Source organism: Candidatus Skiveiella danica (assembly GCF_022705245.1).
Taxonomy (GTDB): domain Bacteria; phylum Pseudomonadota; class Gammaproteobacteria; order Burkholderiales; family Burkholderiaceae_C; genus Skiveiella; species Skiveiella danica.
On the sequence record NZ_JAKJEW010000017.1, the window covers coordinates 52,364 to 77,639 of the forward strand.

At 66.8% G+C, this 25,276-nt stretch carries 19 protein-coding genes; 13 read left to right on the forward strand and 6 right to left on the reverse strand.

Annotation, left to right across the window (positions count from 1 at the left end; genetic code table 11):
• Window positions 1-60 precede the first annotated feature (60 nt).
• Window positions 61-1,527: an arylsulfatase B gene (locus ACMUOY_RS11235; RefSeq protein ID WP_413892808.1), complete on the reverse strand. Its 1,467-nt coding sequence runs from the start codon at window positions 1,525-1,527 to the stop codon at window positions 61-63.
• Window positions 1,528-1,722: 195 nt separating this feature from the next.
• On the opposite strand from ACMUOY_RS11235, the gene ACMUOY_RS11240 reads away from it, so the two are divergent.
• The 4 genes from ACMUOY_RS11240 to ACMUOY_RS11255 all read left to right on the forward strand — a co-directional run bounded on the left by ACMUOY_RS11240 (window position 1,723) and on the right by ACMUOY_RS11255 (window position 6,511).
• A complete protein-coding gene (locus ACMUOY_RS11240) occupies window positions 1,723-2,400 on the forward strand; it encodes a TetR/AcrR family transcriptional regulator (protein ID WP_413892809.1) in 678 nt (225 codons plus the stop codon).
• A 177-nt stretch (window positions 2,401-2,577) separates the two neighbouring features.
• Entirely contained in the window at window positions 2,578-4,188 is a 1,611-nt protein-coding gene (locus ACMUOY_RS11245) for a GMC family oxidoreductase (protein WP_413892810.1), read from the forward strand.
• Between the two features lie 34 nt (window positions 4,189-4,222).
• Window positions 4,223-5,764: a WS/DGAT/MGAT family O-acyltransferase gene (locus tag ACMUOY_RS11250; RefSeq protein WP_413892811.1), complete on the forward strand. Its 1,542-nt coding sequence runs from the start codon at window positions 4,223-4,225 to the stop codon at window positions 5,762-5,764.
• Window positions 5,765-5,938: 174 nt separating this feature from the next.
• Complete coding sequence (locus tag ACMUOY_RS11255) at window positions 5,939-6,511, forward strand: histidine phosphatase family protein (RefSeq protein WP_413892812.1); 573 nt, start codon at window positions 5,939-5,941, stop codon at window positions 6,509-6,511.
• A 78-nt stretch (window positions 6,512-6,589) separates the two neighbouring features.
• Here the strand turns inward: ACMUOY_RS11255 and ACMUOY_RS11260 are convergent, their stop codons facing one another.
• Window positions 6,590-7,300: a rubrerythrin family protein gene (locus ACMUOY_RS11260; RefSeq protein WP_413892813.1), complete on the reverse strand. Its 711-nt coding sequence runs from the start codon at window positions 7,298-7,300 to the stop codon at window positions 6,590-6,592.
• A gap of 126 nt (window positions 7,301-7,426) precedes the next feature.
• Here ACMUOY_RS11260 and ACMUOY_RS11265 point away from each other — a divergent pair, with 126 nt between their 5' ends.
• Window positions 7,427-8,899 carry an RNB domain-containing ribonuclease gene (locus tag ACMUOY_RS11265; RefSeq protein ID WP_413892814.1) on the forward strand — a complete coding sequence of 491 codons (1,473 nt, stop codon included), beginning with the start codon at window positions 7,427-7,429 and terminating at the stop codon, window positions 8,897-8,899.
• Between the two features lie 98 nt (window positions 8,900-8,997).
• Here ACMUOY_RS11265 and ACMUOY_RS11270 read toward each other — a convergent pair whose 3' ends face one another.
• On the reverse strand, window positions 8,998-10,353 hold the full coding sequence (locus ACMUOY_RS11270; protein WP_413892815.1) for an aspartate aminotransferase family protein: 1,356 nt from the start codon (window positions 10,351-10,353) through the stop codon (window positions 8,998-9,000).
• 128 nt (window positions 10,354-10,481) lie between these two features.
• Between ACMUOY_RS11270 and ACMUOY_RS11275 the strand changes: the two genes are divergently transcribed.
• The gene (locus tag ACMUOY_RS11275; protein WP_413892816.1) at window positions 10,482-11,441 is read left to right on the forward strand and encodes a LysR family transcriptional regulator; all 960 of its coding nucleotides are present in this window, start codon (window positions 10,482-10,484) and stop codon (window positions 11,439-11,441) included.
• Between the two features lie 259 nt (window positions 11,442-11,700).
• The gene (locus ACMUOY_RS11280; RefSeq protein ID WP_413892817.1) at window positions 11,701-11,943 is read left to right on the forward strand and encodes a hypothetical protein; all 243 of its coding nucleotides are present in this window, start codon (window positions 11,701-11,703) and stop codon (window positions 11,941-11,943) included.
• 15 nt (window positions 11,944-11,958) lie between these two features.
• Here the strand turns inward: ACMUOY_RS11280 and ACMUOY_RS11285 are convergent, their stop codons facing one another.
• Complete coding sequence (locus ACMUOY_RS11285) at window positions 11,959-12,681, reverse strand: pseudouridine synthase (RefSeq protein WP_413892818.1); 723 nt, start codon at window positions 12,679-12,681, stop codon at window positions 11,959-11,961.
• Between the two features lie 448 nt (window positions 12,682-13,129).
• Here ACMUOY_RS11285 and ACMUOY_RS11290 point away from each other — a divergent pair, with 448 nt between their 5' ends.
• From ACMUOY_RS11290 to ACMUOY_RS11315, 6 genes are all read left to right on the forward strand, one after another.
• Window positions 13,130-14,935, forward strand: a complete 1,806-nt coding sequence (locus ACMUOY_RS11290; protein ID WP_413892819.1) for a long-chain-acyl-CoA synthetase — start codon at window positions 13,130-13,132, stop codon at window positions 14,933-14,935.
• A gap of 56 nt (window positions 14,936-14,991) precedes the next feature.
• Window positions 14,992-16,170, forward strand: coding sequence for an SDR family NAD(P)-dependent oxidoreductase (locus ACMUOY_RS11295; protein ID WP_413892820.1), 1,179 nt, complete (start codon window positions 14,992-14,994; stop codon window positions 16,168-16,170).
• Complete coding sequence (locus tag ACMUOY_RS11300; RefSeq protein WP_413892821.1) at window positions 16,167-18,242, forward strand: glycosyltransferase family 39 protein; 2,076 nt, start codon at window positions 16,167-16,169, stop codon at window positions 18,240-18,242. The genes ACMUOY_RS11295 and ACMUOY_RS11300 overlap by 4 nt, the downstream gene beginning before the upstream one ends.
• Before the next feature lie 159 nt (window positions 18,243-18,401).
• Window positions 18,402-19,466 (forward strand): alpha/beta hydrolase, encoded by a 1,065-nt coding sequence (locus ACMUOY_RS11305; protein ID WP_413892822.1) that lies wholly within the window; start codon window positions 18,402-18,404, stop codon window positions 19,464-19,466.
• 79 nt (window positions 19,467-19,545) lie between these two features.
• Entirely contained in the window at window positions 19,546-20,637 is a 1,092-nt protein-coding gene (locus ACMUOY_RS11310; RefSeq protein WP_413892846.1) for a hypothetical protein, read from the forward strand.
• 93 nt (window positions 20,638-20,730) lie between these two features.
• Entirely contained in the window at window positions 20,731-21,777 is a 1,047-nt protein-coding gene (locus ACMUOY_RS11315) for an isocitrate/isopropylmalate dehydrogenase family protein (RefSeq protein WP_413892823.1), read from the forward strand.
• A 9-nt stretch (window positions 21,778-21,786) separates the two neighbouring features.
• On the opposite strand, the gene ACMUOY_RS11320 is transcribed toward ACMUOY_RS11315, so the two are convergent.
• On the reverse strand, window positions 21,787-23,661 hold the full coding sequence (locus ACMUOY_RS11320) for a GNAT family N-acetyltransferase (protein WP_413892824.1): 1,875 nt from the start codon (window positions 23,659-23,661) through the stop codon (window positions 21,787-21,789).
• Window positions 23,662-23,746: 85 nt separating this feature from the next.
• The gene (locus tag ACMUOY_RS11325; RefSeq protein ID WP_413892825.1) at window positions 23,747-25,225 is read right to left on the reverse strand and encodes a DUF3336 domain-containing protein; all 1,479 of its coding nucleotides are present in this window, start codon (window positions 25,223-25,225) and stop codon (window positions 23,747-23,749) included.
• Window positions 25,226-25,276: the final 51 nt, after the last annotated feature.

Below are 25,276 nucleotides of genomic sequence, written 5' to 3' on the forward strand. Positions count from 1 at the left end.
TTCCCGCTCCCGCTGTTCACAGCGGCCTGCGCCGTGCCGGGCACCAACGTCAGGCTCGCCTCAGTTCTCCTCGTTGAACGAGGCCTCTTCGCCGGGCAGCGCGGGCGGCAGATGCAGGCGCTGGCGCATCGCGCCGAATTCCGCCTGCAGGAACAGGGGTTTGGCCTGCTGGGCGGCCAACTCGTTGGCGCGGCGTTTCATGGCGAGGACCTTGTCGGGCTGGCCTGCAGCGAGGTCGGTCTTCTCGCCCGGGTCTTTCGCGATGTCGAACAATTCGGCGCTCTCGGGCAGGGGCGTGCGCCAGACGAGCTTCCAGTCGCCCTGGCGGATGCCGGCGCGGAAGGGCTCGATGTTGTAGACCACTTCGGTGCGCGGCGAGGGCTGGCCCTGGGCAATGGTGGCCCAGACATCGAGGCCGTCGAGCGGCTTGCTGCGGGTGGTTGATGCGCCCGCGAGTCTGGCCAGGGTGGGGTACATGTCGACCACGTGCATCATCCCGTCCACCTGGGTGCCGGGGGCAATGCGTCCGGGCCAGTTCGCCAGCGCCGCCACGCGCGTGCCGCCTTCGTACAGGGAACCCTTGCCGTCCCGGTAGGGGCCGTTGTCGTTGGGAATCTTGGTTTTCGACAGATCGCCCTCGCCGGCGAACATCGCGTTGCGCACGCCACCGTTGTCGCTCTGGAAGACGATCAGCGTGTTGTCGCGCATGCCGCGGCGCTCCAGCGCGGCCACGACCCGGCCGATCTGGTCGTCCATGGCGCTGATGCTGGCGGCGTAGGCCCGCCGCGCTGGGTCGGCGATGTGGCGGTAGCGGTTCAGGTCGGCCTCGGGCGCCTGGTACGGCGTGTGGGGCGCATTGAAGGTCAGGTAAAGGTACAGGGGTTTGGCCTTGTCGTGGGTGTCGATGAGGCGCACCGCGGCATTGCCGAGCAGCGTAGTGGAGTAGCCCTTTTCCTTCAGGGGCTTGTTGTTGAGATACCAGTCGAGCACCTTGTGCTGCTCGTGGGTGAAGTAGTCGATTTCACCGATCAGCGGGCCGTACTGGAAGTCGAAGCCGCGCTGGCGGGGCCAGAACTTGCGGTCGCCGTGCCCCAGGTGCCACTTGCCGATGATGGCTGTCTGGTAGCCGGCTTCCTTGAGGGCTTGCGGCAGCAGCCACTCCTCGGTGTCCAGACCATGCGTCTGGCCCGACAGGATCACCACGGTCTGCAGGCCGTAGCGGAAGGGGTAGCGCCCGGTCATCAGGGCGGCACGCGTGGGCGTGCACATCGGCTGGGCGTAGAACTGGTTCAGCTGTGCGCCGGTCTTTGCAAGCTGGTCGATGTTCGGGGTGCGGATGTCGGAGCCATGGAAGCCGACGTCCTTCCAGCCCAGGTCGTCAGCGACGATGTAGACGATGTGGGGACGGTCCGCCGCAATGGCCGGCTGAAACATGCCTGCGAACAGGGCGAGCAGGGTCCAGACCAGTCGTAACACCAGGCGATGGGTGGCGGAGAGGGCCGCCAAATCGTGTGTTGAGGCGCGCATGGGATGATCGGTTCAAGTTGACAAAGTCGTCATTTTATGGGGTGAGCCAAGGCCGGCGAAAACCCCAGTGCCAGGATGGTCACGCACCGGCTGGACAGCCGCATCGATGCAACTGTTGAAACCTGGACATTTGTCAACTTGGACAGATGTTCAATCCATAAAATGGACCGCGCATCATCACCACCGGACATCGCGATGAAGCCGACCCTGGCCAGCCAAGCAGCAACCCGCACAGAAGAGGACACCGATCACCGCACCCGTGTCGGGCGTGAGCGTCGTGAACGCACACAGGCCCGCATCATCGAGGCGGCGCTGAGGGTCTTCGCCGAAAAGGGGCCGGATGCGCCGATCATTGACGACTTCATCAAGGCAGCCGGGGTGGCGCGCGGCACCTTCTACAACTACTACCAGAGCACGGAGGAATTGCTGGAGGCGACGGCCAAGTGGCTGCAGGACGACCTTATCGTCTCCATCGAGGCGGAAATCGGCAGCCTTGACGATCCGGTCGAGCGCCTGAGTTCGGGCATCCAGTTGTGGCTGCGCAAGGCACGCACCGACGCCGCATGGTGCGCATTCAGCGTGCGGGTGCGCCGCCATGGAGGCCTGGTCGAACAGCAGCTTGGCGCCGACCTGAAGGCGGGGCGAGAGGCGGGTGTGTTGACCTTCTCCGGTGCCGAGGCGGCGCGCGACCTGGTGGTGGGCGCCTTGCGCGAAGCCATGTTCCGCATGACGGAGGCGCGGGTATCCGCCACCTACCCGCGAGACATCACGCGGCTCATCCTGCTGGGCCTGGGGCTGGATGCGCGCAGTGCCGACGAAGTCCTTGGCCGCCCCTTGCCGCGCTTGCGCCGCGCCGCGCGGACCATCGCCTGAGGCCGGGGCAAGGCGGCGAAGAGGCTGCACCCAGGTGGGCAGAGCGGATTGCGGGAGGCCAGCAAGGTTGCGCCGCGGCGAACGCGGGTTTGGCCTATGTGCCGTAGAGGGCCTTGCGTGCCATACTTTTTCGCGCCCGGCCCGCTGTGCCGAACTGAACCGAGATGAAGGATTTCCATGGCAGCTCAGGAATTTGACTACGTGATCGTTGGCGGCGGCTCCGCCGGGTGTGCCTTGGCGGGGCGCCTGAGCGAAGACCCCGGCACCACTGTGTGCGTGCTGGAGGCCGGTGGCGCCGACAGTTCGGTGTTCGTGCGCGCACCGCTCGGCATCATTGTCATGGTGCCATGGGGCCTGATGAACAGCTGGCACTACTTCACCACGCCGCAAAAGGGATTCGGCGGGCGCAAGGGCTTTCAGCCGCGCGGCAAGGTGCTGGGAGGCTCCAGCTCCATCAACGCCATGGTGTACACCCGTTGCAACCGCAACGACTACGATGGTTGGGCGGCCGGGGGCAACCCCGGCTGGAGTTACGCCGACCTGCTGCCGCTGTTCAAGCGCGCGGAAAACAGCCACTGCTTCACCGACAACGAGTACCACGGCAACAACGGCCCGCTGCATGTGAGCTACCTGCGCAGCCCCTCGCCGGCCAACGAGGCCTTCCGTGCCGCCTGCGTCGAGAAGGGCATTCCGCTCAACCCCGACTACAACGGCGCCAGCCAGTTTGGCATTTCGCCCACCCAGGCCACGCAATACAACGGCGAGCGCTGGAACGCTGCGCGGGCCTACCTGCACGCCAACGCCGACCGCAAGAACCTCACTGTGCTGAACGGCTGTCACACCCGCAAGGTCCTTTTCGAAGGCAAGACCGCCGTCGGCGTGGAGGTGCGCCGCGACGGCCAGGTGCAACAGATCCGTGCCGGCAAAGAAGTGATCCTGAGTGCCGGGGCCTACGGCTCGCCCCAGTTGCTCATGCTCTCGGGCATCGGCCCGAAGGCACACCTGCAACAACACGGCATTGCCGTGCTGCACGACCTTCCCGGCGTGGGCCAGAACCTGCAGGACCACGTCACCTCCAACCTCATCTATCGCACCCCGCGCTGGAAAGACACGGTGGGTATATCCGTGCGCGGCGCGTGGGAAATCATCAAGGCGATCTTTCAATGGCGCAAGGAACGCAAGGGCTGGATCACCACGTGCGTGTCCGAATCCAACGGCTTTGTGTCGACTTACGGTAACCCCGACCATCCCGACATCCAGCTGGCGTTCCTGCCCAGCATCGTCGACGACCACACCCGCAAGACGCACCTGGGCCACGGCTACACGCTGCACACCACGCTCATGCGGCCCAAGAGCCGCGGCAGCGTCACGCTGCAAAGTGCAGACCCCTACCAGGCACCCGCCATCGACCCCGGCTTCTTCACCCACCCCGACGACATGGCCGTCGCCATCAAGGGGGCGCGCATGGGATTCGAGATCCTCGAAGCCAAGGCCATGGCGCCCTATCGCGGCAAGCGCCTGCACCCCTTTGATGTGAACGACGACAAGGCCATGGAGGCCTTCCTGCGCGCCACCTGCGACACCGAGTACCACCCCGTGGGTACCTGCAAGATGGGGCCCGACACCGACCCCATGGCGGTGGTGGATGCGCAGTTGCGGGTCAATGGCGTGCAGAACCTGCGCGTGGTCGACGCCTCCATCATGCCGGCGCTGACCACTGGCAACACCAACGCGCCAACCATGGTGATCGGTGAAAAAGCCGCTGACCTGATCCGATCTGGCGCTTGAAGGCCGGGCGCCCCGAACCGTGTAGGCTTGCACCATGAACACCATCCGACTGAACCCCCTCGACACCGCGTGGATCTTTACCGAGACGCGCGCTACGCCCAACCATGTCGGCGGCCTGCTGCAATTCCGGCTGCCTGCGGACGCGCCGAAGGACTTCATGCGCCAGATGATGGCGGAGTTCCGCAACCACCGCACGTTCACGCCTCCCTGGAACCGGCGGCTGAAGTACGCCTTCAACAAGAACCCTGCGCCGGTCTGGATCGAGGACGACGACATCGACCTCGAATACCACGTGCGCCACGCCGCGCTGCCCTGGCCGGGCGGCGAGCGCGAGCTGGGCGAACTGGTCGGGCGCCTGCAAAGCACCCCGCTGGACCTGATGCGTCCGCCCTGGGAATGCACCCTAATCGAGGGGCTGGAAGGGAACCGCTTTGCGATGTTCATCAAGATGCACCACAGCCTGATCGACGGCATCAGCGGCATGAAGCTGCTGCAGCGCGCCATGTCGACCGACCGCAAACGCAGTCTGGACTTGCCGCCGTTCTGGGCCAGTGGCACCGCGCCGGCTTCGCGAGCCGGCAAGGAGCCGGCCCCCGCGCCGACCATGGCCAACGCGGCCGAGGCGGCGGTGGCGGCGCTCAGCGGACAGGCGCGCTCGCTGCCGCAACTGGTCGCCGCCTTTGGCAAGATGCTCAAGCGCGTGGGAGACCATGGCGACGGCATGGTGCTGCCTTTCGTGGATTCGCCGCTGTCGGTGCTCAACGGGCGGGTGCGCGAGAAGCGGCGCTTCGCCACCCAGCACTTCACCATGGAGCGCCTGCGCACGCTGGCCGCCGCCGCCGGGGGCACGCTCAACGACGTGGTGCTGGCGATCTGCGGCGGCGCGCTGCGCCGCTTCCTGGCCGAGCGCGACACCTTGCCCGAGGCGTCGCTGACGGCGGGCATCCCGGTGTCGGTGCGACCCGCCGATGACGAGGGCACGGGCAACGCCATCACCTTCATCATCGCCACGCTGGGCACCGATATCGCCGACCCGGCCGAGCGTTTCCAGGCCATCCGGCGTTCGGTGCGCCATGCCAAGGAGCATGTGCAAAGCCTGCCCCGCCAGGCGATGGAGCAGTACACCATGCTGCTGATGGCGCCGACCCTGATCACGCTGCTGACCGGCGTAGGCGGTCGCACGCGGCCGATGTTCAACATCACGATCTCCAATGTGCCCGGCCCGGAGAAGCCGCTGTATTTCCGTGGCGCCGAATTGCTGGCCACCTACCCGGCCTCCATCGTCACCCACGGGCAGGCGGTGAACATCACCTGCCAGAGCTACGCCGGCATGATGAATTTCGGCTACACCGGATGCCACACCTCGGTGCCTCGCCTGCAACGCCTGGCGGTGTACACGGCGGATGCGCTGGCGGAGCTGGAAGCCGCCTTCCTGCCCGCACCCAAGCGCATCGCGGCGCCGGCAAAGCGCAAGCCTGCGAGCCAAGGCACCAGCAAGACCTCCGGAAAAGCCTCCGGCAAGGCCCCAGTCGCGCGCAAGGCAAAGGCCGCCCCGGCCAAGGCCAAGACGTCCTGACCCGTGCCGGCGGCTCGATGCCGCGGTACGGCGCCGGCCTGATTGCCGCGGTCAGGTCGACGTGTTCTGCCGCGATGCCCCCGCATCCGGTCAGGCCATGTCCGCTGCGCCGGCAGGGCTTCACGGGTCCCGGCACCATGGCGACTCCTTTCGGCTACCCGCAAGAGCTTTGCCATGCTGACACGACGCACTCTGATCACAGCCCCCTTGGCCTGGCCGGCACTGCAGGCATGGGCCGCGACGCCGCAGGCCGAAGCCGTCTTGCGCACGGGCGGGGTGGTGGCGGCATTCCGGCACGCGCTGGCGCCGGGCACCTTCGATCCGCCCGGGTTCAGGCTGGGCGACTGCGGCACCCAGCGCAACCTCAATGACGAGGGACGCGGCCAGGCGCGGCGGATGGGCGAATGGTTTGCATCCCGCGCGCTGCAAGCTTCGCGGGTGCGCTCGAGTCCGTGGTGCCGATGCATGGAGACCGCCACTCTGGCCTTTGGGCGGGCGCAGGCGTGGGACGCGCTGGCATCGCCGCGCGGCGTCTCGGAGACCACAGGCGCCGCGAACCTGAAAACCTTGCGCCAAGCACTGACCGAGGCCTCGGCGCGACGCGGCGTGTTCGAGGTCTGGGTCACGCACATGTTCGTGTTGAACGACCTGGTCGGCGTCAACACGGCCTCGGGCGAGGGCCTGATCCTGCAGGCCGATGCCAGCGGCGCGCCGCGCGTGCTGGAGCGGCTGGCGGCGCCGATCTAGGCCAAATTAAATCTTTTATTGGTTCTTCCCATCGCCGGATGGTCACTTCCTGCTATCGAATCAGGAATATTCAGAACGTTACGCGGGTGGCTCGATGCTGCGGTACTGCGCTGACGGGAACTTGCAGATCGGGCAGGTGCCGGCAGGGATGACATTCACGGTGGAGCCGCAGATCTGGCAGATGAAGTAGCGCCCGGTCTTCTCGTCGATGGTGCGAGCCACCTTCTCGAAAAACGTGGGCGCCCAGCGCAGGATCTGCTTGATCTTGTCACGGTGCTGCTGCTCCGATGACCAGGCGTACTTCACGGCGTTCATCGCATCGTCCTGGCCTTCGGGCTTGAGCTGCTCCAGCAGCTTCGGATAGAACGATTCGATCGAGTGCATCTCGCCCTCGGCCGCACGCAACAGGTTGTCGCGCGTGCTGCCGGCCTGAATCGTGGGTTTGGGCAGGGGTGCCAGCTCGCCTTTCAGCTGCGTGAGGATCTTGCCGAAGTTGGCCGCATGGACCTGCTCGGATGCCGAAAACGCGGTGAACAGGTAGGCAATGCCCTTGTAGCCTTCCTGCGCGGCGCGCTGACTGAAGGCGTTGTAGTGCAGATAGACGCTGGTTTCGGTCTCGCGTGCGGCCTGCATGGCCGCGATGGTGGCCGGGTAGGGCGCGGCACCCGCGGACAGCCAGGCGGGCAGGGCGGCCCAGCCGGCGGTGGCCTGCAGCAGGCGGCGCCTGCGCAAGGGCGGTGAATCTTGTGCGCCAATCAGCGCGGTAAAGAGCGGTCGGCGGGTCGTCATGGGAACCTCCTTCGCGTCAATGCCTGCATTGAACGCCTCGCTGTGGCGGCGGGTTGTGATCTGGATCAAGAGGTCTGATTCCGTGCACGGCGGAGAGGTGGCATCTCGCACCGCTATAGTGCTTGCATGCATTCCCAACGCCAGCACCAACGTTCCGATCTCGTGCGCATCGCCACCCACGTCATGGCCGAGCGCGGCCTGGAGCCGGAGTTCTCTCGCCGGGTCGAGCAGCAACTGGCCGCCATCACCGGGCCCGGCCGCGACGACGGGCCGGACGTGCACGACCTGACCCACCTGCTGTGGTGCTCCATCGACAACGACGACTCGCTCGACCTGGACCAGCTCACGGTCTGCGAGCCGCTGCCCTCGGGCGCCATCCGCCTGTGGGTGGCCATCGCCGATGTCGATGCGCTGGTGAAGAAGGACACGCCGATCGATGCCCACGCCCTGCTCAACACCACCTCGGTCTACACCTCGGCGCGCATTTTCCCGATGCTGCCCGATCGGCTGTGCACCGACCTGACCTCGCTGAACCCCGCCCAGGACCGGCTGGCCCTGGTGACCGAGATGGTGTTCAACGCCGACGCCTCGCTGGCGGGCTCCACCGTGTACCGCGCACGGGTGCACAACCGGGCCAAGCTGGCCTACGACGCGGTGAGTGCCTGGATCGACGGCGAAGCTGACCTGCCCGATGCCGCCGCCGCGGTGCCCGGCATGGAGGCCCAGCTGCGCGCCCAGGACGCCCTGGCCCAGCAGCTGCGCGCACGCCGCCATGCCCTGGGCTCGCTGGACCTGGAGACCTTCCAGCCGCGGGCGCTGTTCAAGGGTGAGCAAGTCGTGGACATCCGCCAGCAGGTGCAGAACCGCGCGCGCCAGCTGATCGAGGAGGTGATGATTGCCACCAACGGCTGCACCGCGCGCTACCTGGCCTCACAGGGCGGCGCCTCGCTGCGGCGGGTGGTGCGCTCGCCCGAGCGCTGGCTGCGCATCGTGGGGGTGGCCAAGGACTACGGCGAGGTCCTGCCGGACGAGCCGGACTCGAAGGCGCTGGAGGCCTTTCTGGCGAAGCAGCACCGGATCGACCCGCTGCGTTTTCCCGACCTGTCGCTGGTCATCGTCAAGCTCATGGGCCGTGGCGAGTACGTGGTCGAGGTGCCCGGCGGCGCGCCCATCGGCCATTTCGGTCTGGCGGTGCGCGACTACACCCACTCCACCGCGCCCAATCGCCGTTTCCCTGACCTGATCACCTTGCGCCTGCTCAAGGCCGCGCTGGCGGATGAGCCGCAGCCCTATTCGAACGCCGAACTGGGCGAGCTGGCCCAGCATTGCACCCGCCAGGAAGATGCCGCACAGAAGGTGGAGCGCCAGCTGCGCAAGTCCGAGGCCGCGTTGCTGCTGGAGTCGCGCGTGGGCGAGCGCTTCGATGCGCTGGTCACCGGCGCCGGCCCCGAGGGCACCTGGGTGCGCATTCTCACGCCCCCGGCCGAAGGCAAGCTGGTGGGAGGGCACAGCGGCCTGCGGGTGGGCGATGCGCTGAGGGTGAAGCTGGTGTCCACCCATGTGGAGCACGGCTTCATCGATTTTGTGCGGCTCGACTGAGCTTTTGCCGCGCTGCATCGGAAACAAGGGCCATTTCGGCCCTTTCCCAGCGTCAGCGGGTCGTCGTCAGCTATGCAATCAGGAGCGTCCCTGGCGCCTCACGCGCAAGCGTTGAAGCTGTCGCCCAGCGCGCTGACGAGCCGGTCGATGTCGGCCTTCTCGCAGACGAAGGGCGGCGCGAGCTGAATGGTGTCGCCGCCGTAGCGCACATAGAAGCCCTTCTTCAGCATGTCCATGGCGATCAGGTAGGGGCGCTTGGCTGGCTCGCCGGGCAGGGCCTCGACGGTAAAACCTGCGGCCAGGCCGTAGTTGCGGATGTCGGTGACGTGCTTCGCACCTTTCAGGCTGTGCACCGCTGCTTCGAAGTGCGGCGCCAGGGCGCGCACGCGGCCCACGGCGTCTTCCTTCTCCAGCAGGTCCAGCGTGGCCAGGCCGGCGGCGCAGGCCACCGGGTGCGCCGAGTAGGTATAGCCGTGCGGAAACTCAAGCATGTAGTCGGGGCCGCCGGCGGCCATGAAGGTGTCGTAGATCTCCTGCTTGGCGATCACTGCGCCCAGCGGCTGCACGCCGTTGGTCACCTGCTTGGCGATGTTCAGGATGTCGGGCGTCACGCCGAAAGCCTCCGAGCCGGTCCACGCACCCGCGCGGCCAAAGCCGGTGATGACCTCGTCGAAGATCAGCAGGATGTTGTTCTGGGTGCAGATCTCGCGCAGGCGCTGCAGGTAGCCCACCGGCGGGATCACCACCCCGGCCGAGCCGGAGAACGGCTCCACGATCACGGCAGCGATGTTGGAGGCGTCGTGCAGCGCGATCAAGTTCAGCAGCTCGTCGGCCAGCTCCGCGCCCTGCGTCGGCATGCCGCGCGAGAAGGCGTTCTTCTTGAGCTGCGTGTGGGGCAGGTGGTCGGCCTCGACCGACTGGCCGAAGTGCTTGCGGTTGCCCACCATGCCGCCGACCGAGATGCCGCCGAAGTTCACGCCGTGGTAACCCTTCTCGCGACCGATCAGGCGTGTCTTGCTCGCCTGTCCCTTGGTGCGCCAGTAGGCGCGCGCCATCTTCAGCGCGGTGTCGGCCGCTTCCGATCCGGAGCCGGTGAAGAACACGCGGTTCAGCCCCTCGGGCATGAAGCCGACGATGCGGTTGGCCAGCTCGAACGACAGCGGATGGCCGAACTGAAAGGCCGGTGAGTAGTCGAGTTGTGCCGCCTGGCGGCCCACCGCCTCGGCGATCTCGGTGCGGCCGTGGCCCAAGCCGCAGCACCACAGGCCCGAGAGGCCGTCAAAGATCTCGCGCCCGTGGGCGTCACGGTAGTAGCAGCCCTTGGCACTGGTCATGAGCCTGGGGTTCGCCTTGAAGTCGCGGTTGCCGGTGAAGGGCATCCAGTGCGCGGCCAGCCAGTCGGCGTCCGTGCGCGGGGCGGGGGTGTTCAGGCGTTGTGCATCGGTCATGTCCATGGGGGCCTCGTCATCGGTGGTTGCGGCAGCAAGCCATGCCCGGCCAGCGCGGCCGGGTGTGAAGGTGCATTGTTGACGCCGGCATTACTCCCGTAGATACTCATTTATCCATGTTCAGTTGACAATCTATGCAAGTAAAGAAGCGCGCCGTGCTCGGCCAGATCAGCGACATGGACCTGCGCCTGCTGCGCGTGTTCCGCAGCGTGGTGGAGTGCGGCGGCATGGCGGCCGCCGAGCTGGAGCTCAACATTGCCACCAGCACCATCAGCCGCCACATCAAGGACCTGGAAACCCGCCTGGGCCTGACCCTGTGCCGGCGCGGGCGCAGCGGCTTTGCGCTCACGCCCGAGGGCGAGCGCATCCATGCCGAGACGCTGCGCCTGCTGGCCGCCACCGACGGCTTTCGCGCCAGCGTGGACGACATCCACCAGCGCATGGGTGGCGAGCTGCACCTGGCCGTGTTCGACAAGACCGCCAGCAACCCCGAGGCGCGCATCGCGCAGGCGGTGGCGCTGTTCCGCGCGCAGGCCCCCGAGGTGGCGCTGAACCTGCACGTGGGCTCGCTGAACCTGATCGAGCGCGGCGTGATGGACGGGCAGTTCCAGCTCGGCATCATCCCCGAGCACCGCCGCTCCGACAGCCTGGCCTACGACGAGCTGTTCGGTGAAACCATGCTGCTGTACTGCGGCGCCGCACACCCGCTGTTCGAGGCCGGCGCCACCGACCTGACCTGGGAGCGCCTGCGCAGCCACGACTTCGCCGGGCTGGGCTACCACTCGCCCAACATGGAGATCGCCCACCGCGAGCGCCTGCGCCGCGACGCCACCGGCTTCGACCAGGAGTCGGTCGCCACGCTGATCCTCAGCGGCCGTTTCCTCGGCTTCCTGCCCGACCACTACGCCGAAGCCTTCGTGCGCGCCGGGCAGATGCGCGCGGTGCAGCCGGAGCTGTTTCGCTACGCCTGCCGCTTCTCCGGCATCACCCGCCGCTCGCCCGCACCCTCCCGGGTGACGCAGCTGCTGCGCGACTGTCTGGTGTTGGCGCACATAAACCATCCGGCGCCTGAGCCTTGTCCAATTCAGGTTTGATCTCGAACAGTGGATTGAGTAGCCGTTTTCAAGTCTGCGCGACGTGTTGGGGAGTTGGCAGTGCATTCGGGCTGCTTGGCTTCGATATTTTTTTAATCGGCTATGTCCGGCACGTGCGCCGCCCGGCCCCTTATTTCTGCAAGTGGTGTCGATCTGATTCAGGCCCACTCGCGACACAGCAACGGTGTCAGTTTTCCCTAAGCCAAGTTGCGCGCCTTGGCGGCTTGCAGGTCGGTGTACTGACGAGCCTGAGTCTGTGATGAATCAATCCGCGCAAATCAGTGACGAAATGCATGAAGTGCACGACTGCAAGCCGTTGTGCAACAAGCGTGTGGATAGTGTGCATAACGGAAACCTCTCCAAAAGAGGCGGCGATACGCAACTAAAAAAAATCGCACTTGAAATCATCCCAATCGCAAATCCTCCGCAAACCCTCATCCAGCTTGTGTTTGCACCGGTGTTGTGCGGCATTCACCGGACAGTCGTGCGTTTTTTCGTCTGAAAGGGCCCATGGGCCTCAGCCCTGGATCAAGGTGAGGTCGTCCGGCCCCAACCAGCACCACTGGCCCGGCGCGAGCGTATCGGGCAGTTTGAGGCCGCCGATCCGGGAGCGGTGCAAGCCCTCCACCCGGTTGCCCACGGCGGCCAGCATGCGCTTGACCTGGTGGTACTTGCCTTCGGTCAGCGTCAGGCGCAGGTGATGGGTGTCGACGGCCTCGCAGGCCGCCACCTTCACGGCTCTGGGGTCGTCATCCAGCACCACGCCGGACAGCAGGCGTTGAACCTGAGAATCGTCGAGCGGGTGCTTCGTCATCACCTCATACACCTTGGGCACGTGGTGGCGCGGTGAACTCATGCGGTGGATGAACTTGCCGTCGTCGGTCAGCAGCAGCAGGCCCGTGGTGTCCTGGTCCAGGCGGCCCACCGCCTGCACCCCCTGCACCGGCCCCTTCTGGGGTCGCTGGCGCAGCGGCGCGGGCAACAGGGTGTAGATGCTCGGCCAGGTGGAAGGCTTCTGTGAACACTCGGTGCCCGCCGGCTTGTGCAGCAGGATGTAGGCCTTGTCGTGGTACGGCCAAGGCTTGCCCTGCACCGTGAACTGAAGGCCCTCGGGATCGAATTCCGCGGCGGAATCATCGCAGGCCTCACCGCCCACAGTCACGAATCCTTGCTGCACCAGCCCGGCACAGACGCGCCGCGTGCCAAACCCCTGGCTGTAAAGGATGTCCTGCAGCTGCACGGCGTTTCAGCAGAACATCAAAGCCAGCCAGGCCGGATCGTCGAGCACGTGCTGCACCACGAAGCCGCCGAACCGGTAGGTCCAAACTTCGAGATTGACGGTTAACTCAGCCCAGCGCATGACTCCGATTATCCATGGCGCGCCTTGAATCCCCCCGACGCCGGGTGCACAGCATGGTCAGGACAAGAACCCCCCCAAAAAGAACCGATGGTTCTTGTTGATTGGTGAATGATCGCCCACTTTCTGATTGGCCTCCTGAGCTTTTGAACAATCTCACGGGTCGCCCATCGCCCGTTATCCATGCAAACTTAGGTTCGGCGCATCCCCGATGGTGGATACGGCTGAGAGCCAAGGTGCTTGGTACCGGCTCAATTGATGTGACCCCGGCAGGGAAGGAAGTTGGGGAACACCAGCGAGACGCCTGACAGATTGAACGCAAAATCCAGCCATGGAAACCCATCACGATCGGATCGGGCTGCTGGATTTCGGCCGCGCCGCGCTGGGGCTGCTGCCTTCGGCCATCAGTTCGCTGTGGGCGACGCTGAAGGTCTACGCGCTGACACCGGACAGCCACCAGTCGATCGGTTCGATACTGGAATACCAGGCCGAGAACGTCCCCGACAAGGACTGCCTGCTGTTCGAAGGCCAGCGCTGGAGCTACCGCGACTTCAACGCCTGGGCCAACCGCATTGCACATGTATTGAAGACTCATGGGGTGGGCCCGGGCGACACGGTCGGGCTGTTGTTCGAGAACTGTCCGGAATTGCTGGCATGCGTGGCGGCGGTGGCCAAGCTCGGCGCGGTCGCCGGCATGCTCAACCCCAAGCAGCGCGGCGCGGTGCTGAGCCACAGCATGCGGACCATCCAACCGCGGCTGATGGTGATCGGGGACGGTTGCCTGCCAGCGCTGCATTCGGTGAGCCCGCCGCAGCCCGACAGCGTGCCCAGGCTGTGGGCCGGCATGGGGCCGGTGCCTCGGGGCCTGGTCGACCTGCCTGCCGCCTGCGCAGGCGCCAGCACCGCAAACCCGCCATCCACCGGCGGCGTTCGTGCCGGAGCGCCCTGCTATTTCATCTTCACCTCGGGCACCACGGGCCTGCCCAAGGCCTCCGTCATGACCCACCTGCGCTGGCTGCGCAGCGGCTATGGCATGGGGCAGGCGGCGATGCGGCTGCGCGCCGACGATGTTTTCTACTGCCCGCTGCCGTTCCATCACAACAACGCCCTGACGCTGTGCTGGAGCGCGGTGCTCACCAGCGGCGCGACGCTGGCCATGGCGCGCAAGTTCAGCGCCTCCGGATTCTGGCGTGACATCCGGGCCCATCGCGCCACCGCCTTTGTCTATATCGGCGAGCTGTGCCGCTATCTGCTCAACCAGCCGCCCGGTCAGCATGACCGCGACCACCGGGTGCGCGTGGTGATCGGCAATGGCCTGCGCCCGGAGATCTGGGACGCATTCCAGCAGCGGTTTGGCATCGAACACATCTGCGAGTTCTACGGCTCCAGCGAAGGCAACCTCGTCTTCATCAACGCCTTCGGGCTGCCGCGCACGGCGGGCTTCACGCCCTTGCCCTACGCCATCGTCGCCTTCGACACGGCCAACGAGCGGCCCGTGCGTGACGCCCGCGGCTTCATGCGCCGCGTGGCCGTCGGCGAGGCCGGGCTGCTGATCACGGAAGTCGACGCCGGCCATCCCTTCGATGGGTATACCGATGCCGAGGCGACCGAGGCCAAGCTGCTGCACGACGTGTTCAAAAAGGGCGATGTGTGGATCAACAGCGGGGATCTGGTGCGTTCCCAGGGCCTGCGCCACATCGCCTTTGTGGACCGTGTCGGCGACACGTTCCGCTGGAAAGGTGAGAACGTGGCCACCACCGAGGTCGAGCGCGCCATCGGCGCCGTCAAAGGGGTGGCGCAGGCCAGCGTGTATGGCGTTGCTGTCGCGCACAGCGACGGCCGCGCCGGCATGGCGGCGGTCGTGCTGCAACCCGGCGCCGCGTTCGACGGCCGGGCCATGGCGCAGCATCTGGGCCGGGCGCTGCCGGTCTACTCGGTGCCGATTTTTGTTCGCATCATCAAGGCCCAGGAGACCACTGGCACCTTCAAGCTGCGCAAGGTCGAGCTCAAGCAGCAGGGTTTCGACCCGGCGTTCATCGATGAGCCGCTGTTTGTCCTGCTGGATCGGGACCACGGCTACCAGCCCTTGACCCGCGCTATCCACCGCCGGATTCTGGCGGGCACGGTGCGCTGGTGACCGGGCCCGGGCGCAGCCTTTACGATCCGTCCTCTGTTTCAACTGCAGGAATCGACATGGTCACGACGAAAAAAGCGACGGCCCCGACGGCCCCGATCCCGCGCCGCAAGGCCAGCACCCCGGCGCCGGTGAAGCCGACAACCCAGTCGGCACCGGCAAGCGCCAAAGGCCCAGCGCCGAAACGGGCCCGACCGGCGCCCGAGGGGGTGCCGGCGGCGGTCGCCAAGGCCGCCAGGACGGCGAAACAGGTCACCCGCTTGATCCGCCAAAGCCCGGTGGGCCAGGCCGGCACCGCGGCCCAGGCGATGGTCCGGGCCGGCAAGTCCAGCCGCCTGGCGCAGGAAGTGCGCGACAAGGTGGTGGTGGTCACCGGCGCCAGCTCCGGCATCGGCGAGGACTGCGCGCTCAAGCTGGCTGCCGCCGGGGCGACCGTGATCCTGGCCGCGCGCACCCCCCAGAAGCTGGCCGAGACGGTGGCCCGGATCGAAGCACAAGGTGGCCACGCCTTTGCCTATGCCTGCGACATCGCCGACCTGGCCGACTGCGACCGGTTCTGCCAGACCGTGCTGGAGAACCATGGCCACGTCGACATCCTCATCAACAACGCCGGGCGCTCGATCCGCCGCTCGGTGAAACATTCCTTCGACCGCTTCCATGACTTCGAGCGCACCATGCAGCTCAATTTTTTTGGCGCGCTGCGGCTGATCTTCGGCTTTGCGCCCACCATGCTGGCGCGCAAGCAGGGGCACATCATCAACATCTCGTCCATCGGCGTGCTGGCCAGCCCGCCGCGCTTTTCGGCCTATGTGGCGTCCAAGGCGGCGCTGGATGCGTTCTCGTGGTGCGCTGCCTCCGAGTTCGCCGACAGCAACGTGCGCTTCACCACCGTCAACATGCCCCTGGTGCGCACGCCGATGATCGCGCCGACCAAACTCTACGACGCCTTCCCCGCGCTGTCGCCGGACGAGGCGGCCGAGCTGGTGATGAAGGCCGTCATCGAGAAGCCCAAGCGCGTGGCCACCGGCCTGGGCCTGGTGGGCGCCGTGGCGCAGGCCCTGACGCCGGGCATCAGCGAATTCGTGCTGAACCAGGCGTTCCGGCTGTTCCCTGATTCCCTGGCGGCGCAGGGCGTGGACAGTGATGGCGATGGTGCCGAGGCGCAGGGCCTCGCCGGCAATCCGGTGGAGCTGGCGCGCAAGCTGTTCTCGCAGGTGTTCAGCGGCATCCACTGGTGATCGAGAGGCCCGAAGCCGACGGCAAGACCGTGTGGCTCGCACGAGCCGCGTTCGGTGCCATCCTGGGTCTGGCCGCCTTTCTGCGGCTGTGGCACCTGGACCAGAACGGTTACGGCCGCCAGTACTACGCGGCCGGTGTGCGCAGCATGATGGACAGCGCGCACGCCTTTTTCTACAACGCGTTCGATCCGGCGGCCTTCCTGTCGATTGACAAGCCGCCGGTGGCGCTGTGGATGCAGGTGCTCAGCGCGCGGCTCCTTGGCTTCAGCGCCTTCAGCGTGATGCTCACCCAGGTGGTGCTGGGCGTGCTGTCGGTCTGGCTGATTCACCGGCTGGTGGCCCGCCCGTTCGGCCGGGCGGCGGCGTTGGTGGCGGCGCTGTGTCTGGCGCTCACGCCGATCAGCGTGGCCGTGGACCGGTCGAACAACACCGAAAGCGCCCTGACCCTGGTGCTGCTGCTGGCGGCCTGGGCCTTGTTGCGGGCCACCGAGGCGGCCAGCGGACGCCTGCTGGTGCTGGCGATGGCGCTGATCGGCGTCGGCTTCAACGTCAAAATGGCCGCGGCCCTGATCCTGGCGCCGACCTTCTTCCTGGTCTATTTTCTGGGCGCTTCGGGCCTGACCGTGGGCTGCCGCCTGGTTCACCTGGCCACATCCTGCCTGGTGATGGTGGCTGTGTCGCTGTCGTGGATGACCTTCTACGACCTCACGCCGGTCGATCAGCGCCCCTATGCCGGGAGCACCCAGCACAACTCGATGACCGAGCTGATGCTGGTGCACAACGGCCTGAGCCGTTTCATGCCACGGGCACCCCAACCCCTGGCCGGCCCAGCCGGCCTGAACGACGACGGATTCATCACGGCGGCCGACCTCGGACTGCCTGATGTGTCCGCAGTGAAGCCGCAGCGGCGTGCTGCCCCGTTGTGGGATCAGTCAGCGACCGGGCCGCTGCGGCTGGTTTCCCCCTTTCATGCGGCGCAGATGGGGTGGTGGCTGCCCTGGGCCGTTGCAGCCGTCGTGCTGGGCGCGGCGGGCTGGCGCCGGGGCGCTGCGCTGACGCCAGCGCAATCCAGCCTCCTGGTGTGGGGCGGCTGGGTGCTGAGCTATGGCGCCGTCTTCAGCTTTGCCAGCGGCGTCTTTCACACCTACTACTTGCATGTCATGGGCCCGCCGCTGGGCGCGCTCGCCGGCATCGGCTGGGCGGCGCTGCGGCGCCCGCGCGAGGGCGGGTGGCGCCACGGCCTGTCCGTGACACTGCTGGTGACGGCCGCCTGGCTGTTTTATATCGAGCGGGGCACGCTGGATGGCGGGCCCACCTGGCACACGGCCTTGTTTGCCCTGTCGATGATCGGGCTGCTGGCCGCCGCCGTGGGTACCATGGTGCTGTCGCCGCGCTTGCGGGGTGGTCCGCTTGGCACGGCGCTGGCCACGACGGGCCTTGTCGCCAGCCTGCTGCTGCCCACGGCCTGGGCGCTGAGCACGGTGCTGGTTCGCCCCAATGTGGCCGCGCCTTTTGCGAGCATCGGCGCGCTCTTCGATCGCAAGCCGGTCGATCCCGACGCCGAACCGGCGCGCCGTGCGGCGCGGGAGCAGTTTCGGCGGCTGGTCGGCTTCCTGAAGGCCAATCGCACAGACGAGCGTTTTCTTGTGGCGGTGCCCAACGCCACGCAGTCCGCGCCGATCATCGTGCACACCGGCGAGTCCGTGATGACGTTGGGCGGCTACCTGGGCACGGATCCGATTCTCACGCCTGCCGATCTGGAGCGAAGGGTGAAGGCCGGCGACGTCCGCTTTGTCGTCCTGGGCGGCCCGTCTCTGGTGGCACTGGAAAACACGGCCTCCGAACGCGCGCTGGCTCAGTGGGTCCGCGCGCAGGGCGTGCCGGTGCCGCAGGAGCTCTGGCGTTCACGCGCGGGGGTGCTGCTTTCCGACGATCCGGCGCTCAGCGCCAGCCCCACCGCAGCGCAGCTCTACGACCTGCGGCCCCCGCCCGAGGGCGTGCCGTATCGGCGCGCGGGCCGCAACCCGGCAGCCCGTTCGGAGCCCGCCGACCCCTTTCCTTCCGGATTTTGATGATTTTCGACATCATCCCAGCGCCGGATGGTCATATTCAGCTATTAAGTCTATAGCGATCCAGGCGCAGTCCCGCGCGTGGCAGACACCCACGGCACCGCTCGCTAAGATGCACTGGCGCGTCCATCGGGGCGTGCGGACTTCGTACCGGAGAACACATTGACCGAATTCCTTATCGGGGCCGTCGCCGTCTTGGCGGTGCTCGGGTTGTTCCAGATCTTTTTCCTGCGCGGGCCGGACCTGCGCGCCTTTGACGGGCCCGTGGGCCAGCGGCACGGCGTGGACCGGCCGCCCAGTGCCGAGCATGGGGCGCTGGTGAGTTCGCTGGGTGGTATTTCCGTGGCATTGAAAAGTGTGCCGCGCCGCCAGCACCTGGCCTGGCTGCGCCGGTACATGGACACCGCGTTTCCGCTGGAAGATCCCTCGGTACGGATCATCCCGGCCGACGCCGGCGGCGTACCGGCCGAGTGGGTCCTGGCGCCGAATGCCGACCCCGAGCGCCGTTTGCTGTACATCCACGGCGGCGCCTGGACCATGGGCAGCCCGACCAGTCACCGGCGCCTGACCGCCAAGTTTTCGGAGGTGGCCGACGCCGCCGTGCTGGCGATCGACTACCGCCTGATGCCCGAGCACCCGCGCATGGCCGGCATCGAAGATTGCCGCACCGCCTGGCGCTGGATGACGGACCACGGGCCCGAAGGCGCAGCGCCAGCCCGGGCGATGTTTGTGGCGGGCGACTCGGCCGGCGGCAACCTCACGCTGTCGCTGATCGCCTGGTTGCGCGACCAGGGCCTGCGTGCCCCCGATGCGGCGGTGGCGCTGTCGCCGGCGACCGACGCCACCCTGGGCAGCCCGAGCCTGAAGGGCAATCTCGAAACCGATCCGATGCTGGGCCCCCTGTTCAAGGCGTTGGCCAGGATTCCCCGCACGATGCTGCTGTGGGGCGGCTGGGCCCAAAGCCGCCGGCGGCCCTGCCATCCGGTGGTGTCCCCTGTCTTTGGCGACCTGTCCGGCCTGCCGCCGGTGCTGGTGCAGGCCAGCGAGGCCGAGATGCTGTTCGATGACGCACGCCGCTACGTCAACAAGGCCGTCGCCGCCGGCTCCCCCGCCACCCTGCAGACCTGGCCCCACATGGTCCACGTCTGGCAGCTGTTTCACCCCGATCTGCCCGAGGGGCAGGAAGCGCTCCGAGAGATTGGCGCCTTCTTGCGGGCGAGGCCGTAGCTCCGCCGGCCCTTCAGCTGTCCGCAGCCCCGGCGTCGACGTTCAAGCGCTGGGCCGCAAATCTTGCGCTTGGGTGACCATGGCGCGGACCCTACAATTTGATGCAAAACCCGCCCGGCGCCGGCTCGTGCTTCGGCCCGGCGCAACGTCCAGAATAAACCAGGGAACGACAGGGATGGGAATCTACCGGTGTAACCAGTGCGGCTTCGTTTCAGAAGATGCTGTCAGTGCGGTGGGCGCCAGGGTGCCCTGTGGCAAGTGCGGCACCGCCAGCACGGTCTACGGGACAGTGTTTTACGTCGAGAAGCTGGTGGAGCGCTATTTCGCGGCGCTGCGCGAGGTGGCCGCCCTCAAAGAAGCGGAGACGCCCACCGATGCCGCAACGACACCCACCACAGCAGCCAGTCCGGGGCCACTGACCGGCGATGCCTTCAATACCGATGCGCTGGCGACGGCTGCCCAGCACCAGCCGCTCCAAGCTTGGCTGGCGACCCGCCAGATTCAGGCCAGTTTTGACTTCAGAGCCGTCGATACCACCGGCTTTTTTGACGAGGCGGCCAAGGCCATTGGTGATGGGTACGAGCTGTTCGCGGAGCTGATCGAGCGCGTGCGTTCGGCTTACCGCAAGAGTTTTTCCGCGTTGAACCTGGAGCTCGGGGGGTTGAGCCAGAAGGACGCTCAGGCGGTGAACAACCTATGCCGCAAGCTCCACAGCTACACGTTCTTTTCGCGTTACGTCTATCAGAAGCCGGAAAAGATCGTGCGTCTCAACCTGCAGCAGGCGCCCGCCGTACGCCTGTTTTTCGAAGGCGGCTGGCTGGAGTGGTATGCCTTCATCGAGCTGCTGACGCTGGTGCAGGGCCGCGGCCGGGGATTTTCCTGCGCGCGGGGTGTCCAGGTGACGTTCCCCAACGAAGACCTCCACGAGCTGGATGTGGTCTTCCTGCCGGACGGCCAGCCGCCGATCTGCATCGAGTGCAAATCGGGCGAGTTCCGTCGGGACATCGAAAAGTACCTGCGGCTCAAGCGCCGGCTGGGCATCGAACGGGGCCGTTTCATCGTCTGTGCCACCGATTTGACCGATGCGCAGGCGGCCGGGCTCAACAGCATGTACGACCTCACCTTCGTCAGTCTGGGCTCGCTGAAGACCCATCTGCAGACGCTTCTTTGAGACGGCCGCCCGGCTGTCAGGTCCGGGCAATCCTGGGGTCTATGATGGCAGTGAAGGGCGCCGATTGACGGCGCCCAAACAGGGAATCCTGCCATGACCCAGCCTGCTGCCACCCCCCGCATTCCCGCCACGCTCATCCCCGGTGACGGGATCGGCGAAGAGATCGTCGACGCCACCCTGGCCGCGCTCGATGCGCTGCAGGCGCCGTTCGACTGGGACCGCCAGATCGCCGGCCTCGGCGGCGTCAAGGCCTCCGGCGACCCGCTGCCGCCGGCCACGCTGGAGAGCATCCGGCGCACGCGCCTGGCGCTGAAGGGCCCGCTGGAGACGCCCTCGGGCGGGGGCTACCGTTCGTCCAACGTGCGCCTGCGCGAGGAGTTCCAGCTCTACGCCAACCTGCGCCCGGCGCGCACGATCATTCCCGGCGGTCGCTTTGACAAGGTCGATCTGGTCGTGGTGCGCGAGAACCTCGAAGGCCTGTACATCGGCCACGAGCACTACGTGAAGATCGATGACGACCCGCATGCCGTGGCCATGGCCACCGGCATCAACACCCGCGCCGGCAGCCGCCGGCTGCTGGAGTTCGCCTTCGACCACGCCGTGCTGACCGGGCGCAAGAAGGTGACGATCGTGCACAAGGCCAACATCATGAAGGCGCTGACCGGCATCTTTCTGGAGACCGGGCTGGAGCTGTACGAGCGCAAGTACAAGGGCCAGTTCGAGCTCGACACCGTGATCATCGACGCCTGCGCGATGAAGCTGGTGCTCAACCCCTGGCAGTTCGACATGCTGGTCACGACCAACCTGTTCGGCGACATCCTGTCCGACCTGGTGGCCGGGCTGGTGGGCGGGCTGGGCATGGCGCCGGGCGCCAACATCGGTGCCGACGCGGCGATCTTCGAGGCCGTGCACGGCTCGGCGCCGGACATCGCCGGCAAGGGCATCGCGAACCCGATCGCGCTGATGCTGGCCGCCGCCATGATGCTGGACCACTGCAAGCTGACGCAGCAGGCCACCCGGTTGCGCACCGCGATCGACCAGACGCTCAACATCGACCAGGTGCGCACCGGCGACCTGGGCGGCAGCGCCAGCACGGCACAGTTCACGCAGGCCCTGGTGAGCCGCATCCGCAACGGGTGAGCCGGCGCGTCAGAACAGCGTCGTGATCTGCACCGAGTCGCGGTCGCGTTGCGTCTGCACCCGCGTGCCGCCGTTGCGAGCCAGGCGCAACATGCGGTCGTTTCCGGGCAGGATGTCGGCCACGAAGCCGCGCAGCCCGCGTCGTTTGGCATGGTTCGTCATGCACGCCTGCAGCGCACTGCCCAGGCCGCAGCCCTGCCACTCGGGGTGCACCATGAAGGCGGTCTCGCCCAGGTTGGTCGTCGGGTTGATGAAGTAGCACGCCTGCCCCACGATCTGCCCTTCCTCGCGGCTGCCCGTGGTGGCCACGAAAGCCACCTCGTTCTCGTAGTTGAGGTTGCACAGGCGCTGCACCTCGATGTCGGACAGCCCGCGCACCCCGCGAAAAAAGCGCGTGTACACGTCGGCCTCGCTCAGGTGGTGGAACAGCTCGCGAATGCCCTGCGCGTCGCTGGATTGCGCCGGGCGCAGCATCACGACACGCCCGTCCTTGAGCGTGATGGTCAGCTCCTCCTCGACCGGGTAGGCACGCAGGTTCTGCAGCGTCTGCTCGGGCGGCAGGTAGCCCAGTGCCTGCGCCTGCGCGAACAGCTCAGGGCGGAACTTCGGGTGCGCCAGTTCGATCAGCGCCGTGGCGCGCTGTCGGATCGACTTGCCGAACAGGTAGGCGATGCCGTACTCGGTGACCACGTAATGCACGTCGGTGCGCGCAATGGTGGCGGCTTCCCCCGCCAGCAGCGCCGCACGGATGCGCGAGGTCGCGCCGTCATCCGTGGTCGAGGTCATGCACAGGATCGGCTTGCCCCCGCGCGAGCGCGAGGCGCCGCTCAGGAACTCCTCCTGCACGCCGATGCCGCCATAGAACTCGCCGTCGAACTGGTCCACGCAGGCCTGGCCCGTCAGGTCGATGGCAAAGGCCTGGCCGATGGACACCATCTTGTGCTGCGCGGCGATGGTGGCCGGGTTGCAGACGACGTCGATCGGCTGGAACACGAAGAGCGGGTTGCGGTCGATCAGGTCGTACAGCGCGCGCGAGCCCAGCGCCATGCTGGTGACGATCTTGAACGGCTGGCTGGTCTTGCGCGCGCCGGTCAGGCAGCCGTGCTCCAGCAGCGGCAGGATCGCGTCGGACACCACCTCGGAATGGATGCCCAGATCCTTGCGGTCGGTGACGTACTGCAGCGCTTCGTGCGCCAGCTTGCCGAGACCGACCTGCAGCGTGGAGCCGTCCTCGATGATGCCGGCGATGTAGCGGGCGATGCGCTGCACCGCCTCCTCCTGGGCCGGTTCGCGGCCCAGCTCGGTCACCGGCACGTCCACCGGCACCAGGTGGTGAATGCGGCTGACATGCAGCGTGGAGTCGCCCATGCTGCGCGGCATGGCCGGGTTCACCTCGGCGATCACCAGCCGCGCCCGCGCCACGGCGGCGGGGATGATGTCCACCGAAACGCCCAGGCTCACGTAGCCGAATTCGTCGGGCAGGGAGACCTGGATCAGCGCCACATCCACCCGGATGCGCCCGCGCTCGATCATCTCTGGCACGCGGGCGGCCGACATCGGCACGTACTCCACCAGGCCCTGCTTCACGGCGCCGCGCATGTCGGTGCCGACAAAGAAGACGCGGTGCCGAAAGCGCGTCGTGATGTGATCTTCCGCGTTGCGCTCGAAGGCGTTGATCGTGAAGAAGTGCAGCAGCTCCAGGTCGGCCGGCACCACCGGCAAGGCGTCCAGCGCCTTCAGCAGGGTCTGCGGCGCGGCGCAACCGGTGCCGACGAAGACGTGGTCGCCGTTGCGGATGTCGGCCAGCGCGGCGTCAGGCTTGCGGACCTGGGCGGCAAAGGGCTCCAGGGCCTTGAATTTTTTCGGGGTTCTCTTGGAAAACATGGCTTGCGTTGCCGCCGGGTCGTGGGTTCCACGGAACCCGCATCATCGGCGACGCAGGCGCACTTGCGCAAGCGCTGCGGCGCGCTCAGGCCACGCGGCGCACCGGCGCCGGCGCGTCGCTTGCGCCCATGGCGCGCCCGCGCTGCTTCTTCAGGCGGATGATGCAGTCTTCCAGCGTCTGCCCGATGATGGTCTGGTCGCGGATCATGGCGATCTTGGGCCAAGTGGCGCGCTCGCCGGCGCGCACCCATTGCTGGAACTCTTCTTTCGACAGGTCGCCGAGCACACGCTGGTAGTCGCGCAGGCGCACCGGCGGGTGGATGGTGACGTCGCCGTAGTACTGCTGCTCGACCACCGCGATCGCGCCTTCGAGCAGCGTCTTGACGATGCCGCGGTCGATGCCGTAGGAGGCCAGCTGCATCAGCTGCTTGCTGCGGTACTTGACCTCACCCTTGACCATGTCGGTGAGGAACAGGCGCCAGCCCTCCTTGCGGGTCTGGTTGGAAATGAAGGGCAGCACATGCGGGTTGGTCTGGCTGACGATGCGGTGGTTCACGTTGTACAGCTCGCCCAGTCGCTGCGCCGGCAGATCGCTCTCGATCGCGCCGTCGACCCAGCGGATCGATGCCATGTACGGCTTCTCGTGCCCCAGGCGGTCCTTGGTCATCAGCTTCACGGGCGGGAACAGGCCCGGCACCGAACACGAGGCCAGCACCGCGCTCCAGACCAGCAGGTGCGGGGTGGTGAGGTAGTTCAACAGCCGGGAATGCTGGTTCTTGTCCACCGGCGAGACGGTGATGTTGATGATGCGCTTGGTGCGCTTGAAGGCTTCTTCGAAGGTGGTTTCACCGAGGCTCTCGCGAAGGAAACGCTCCAGCTCGCGGATGTCCATGATCGACTTCTGGCGCAGCATCTCGCTGGGCTTCAGGCGACGCCAGACGTGCAGGTCCATGTCCTCGCCGCGGATCAGCGCGTCGAGTTCGCTGTCCTTGTGCGTGCCCAGGAACGCGGCGACCACCGACCCGGCGCTGGAGCCCGAGATCACGCGCGGCAGCAGGTTCTGCTCGCGCAGGGCCTTGACCACGCCGAAGTGGAACATGCCCATGTTCGCGCCGCCGCTGAGCATCAGCGCCGAGCGGCCAAAGCTCTGCCCGGTATGGCGGAAAAACATCAGCTTCTGGGCATAGGGCAGTTCGGGGATGTCGTGGTCGCACAGGTGGTTCAGCAGCGAGGTGACCTCGGAGATGTAGTCGTCGATCAGCAGCTTGGTGCCGACGTGCGAGTGCTTGTAGAGCTCGGGATTGGCCAGGTTGCCCAGGTTGCGGTGCAAGCCCTCGCGCAGGCTGAAGATCAGCTGCGGCCAGTCGCCGGCCTTGCGCCAGGCGCGCAGATTGATCAGGCGCTGCTGGATCAGCTTGTGCTGGTAATTGCGAGAGACCGGGTTGTTCTTCCAGCCGTCCAGGCCTTCCAGCGTGTCCAGCACCATCGACTGTGCACGCCAGGTGCTGTAGTCGGTCGCCTGATCGACCAGTTTCTGCTGTGCGACGGTTTTCCTGGATTTCATGGGTCTCCTGCCTGTGTTCTGCGCGCTGCGCTCCCGCTGGCGCCTTGCGCG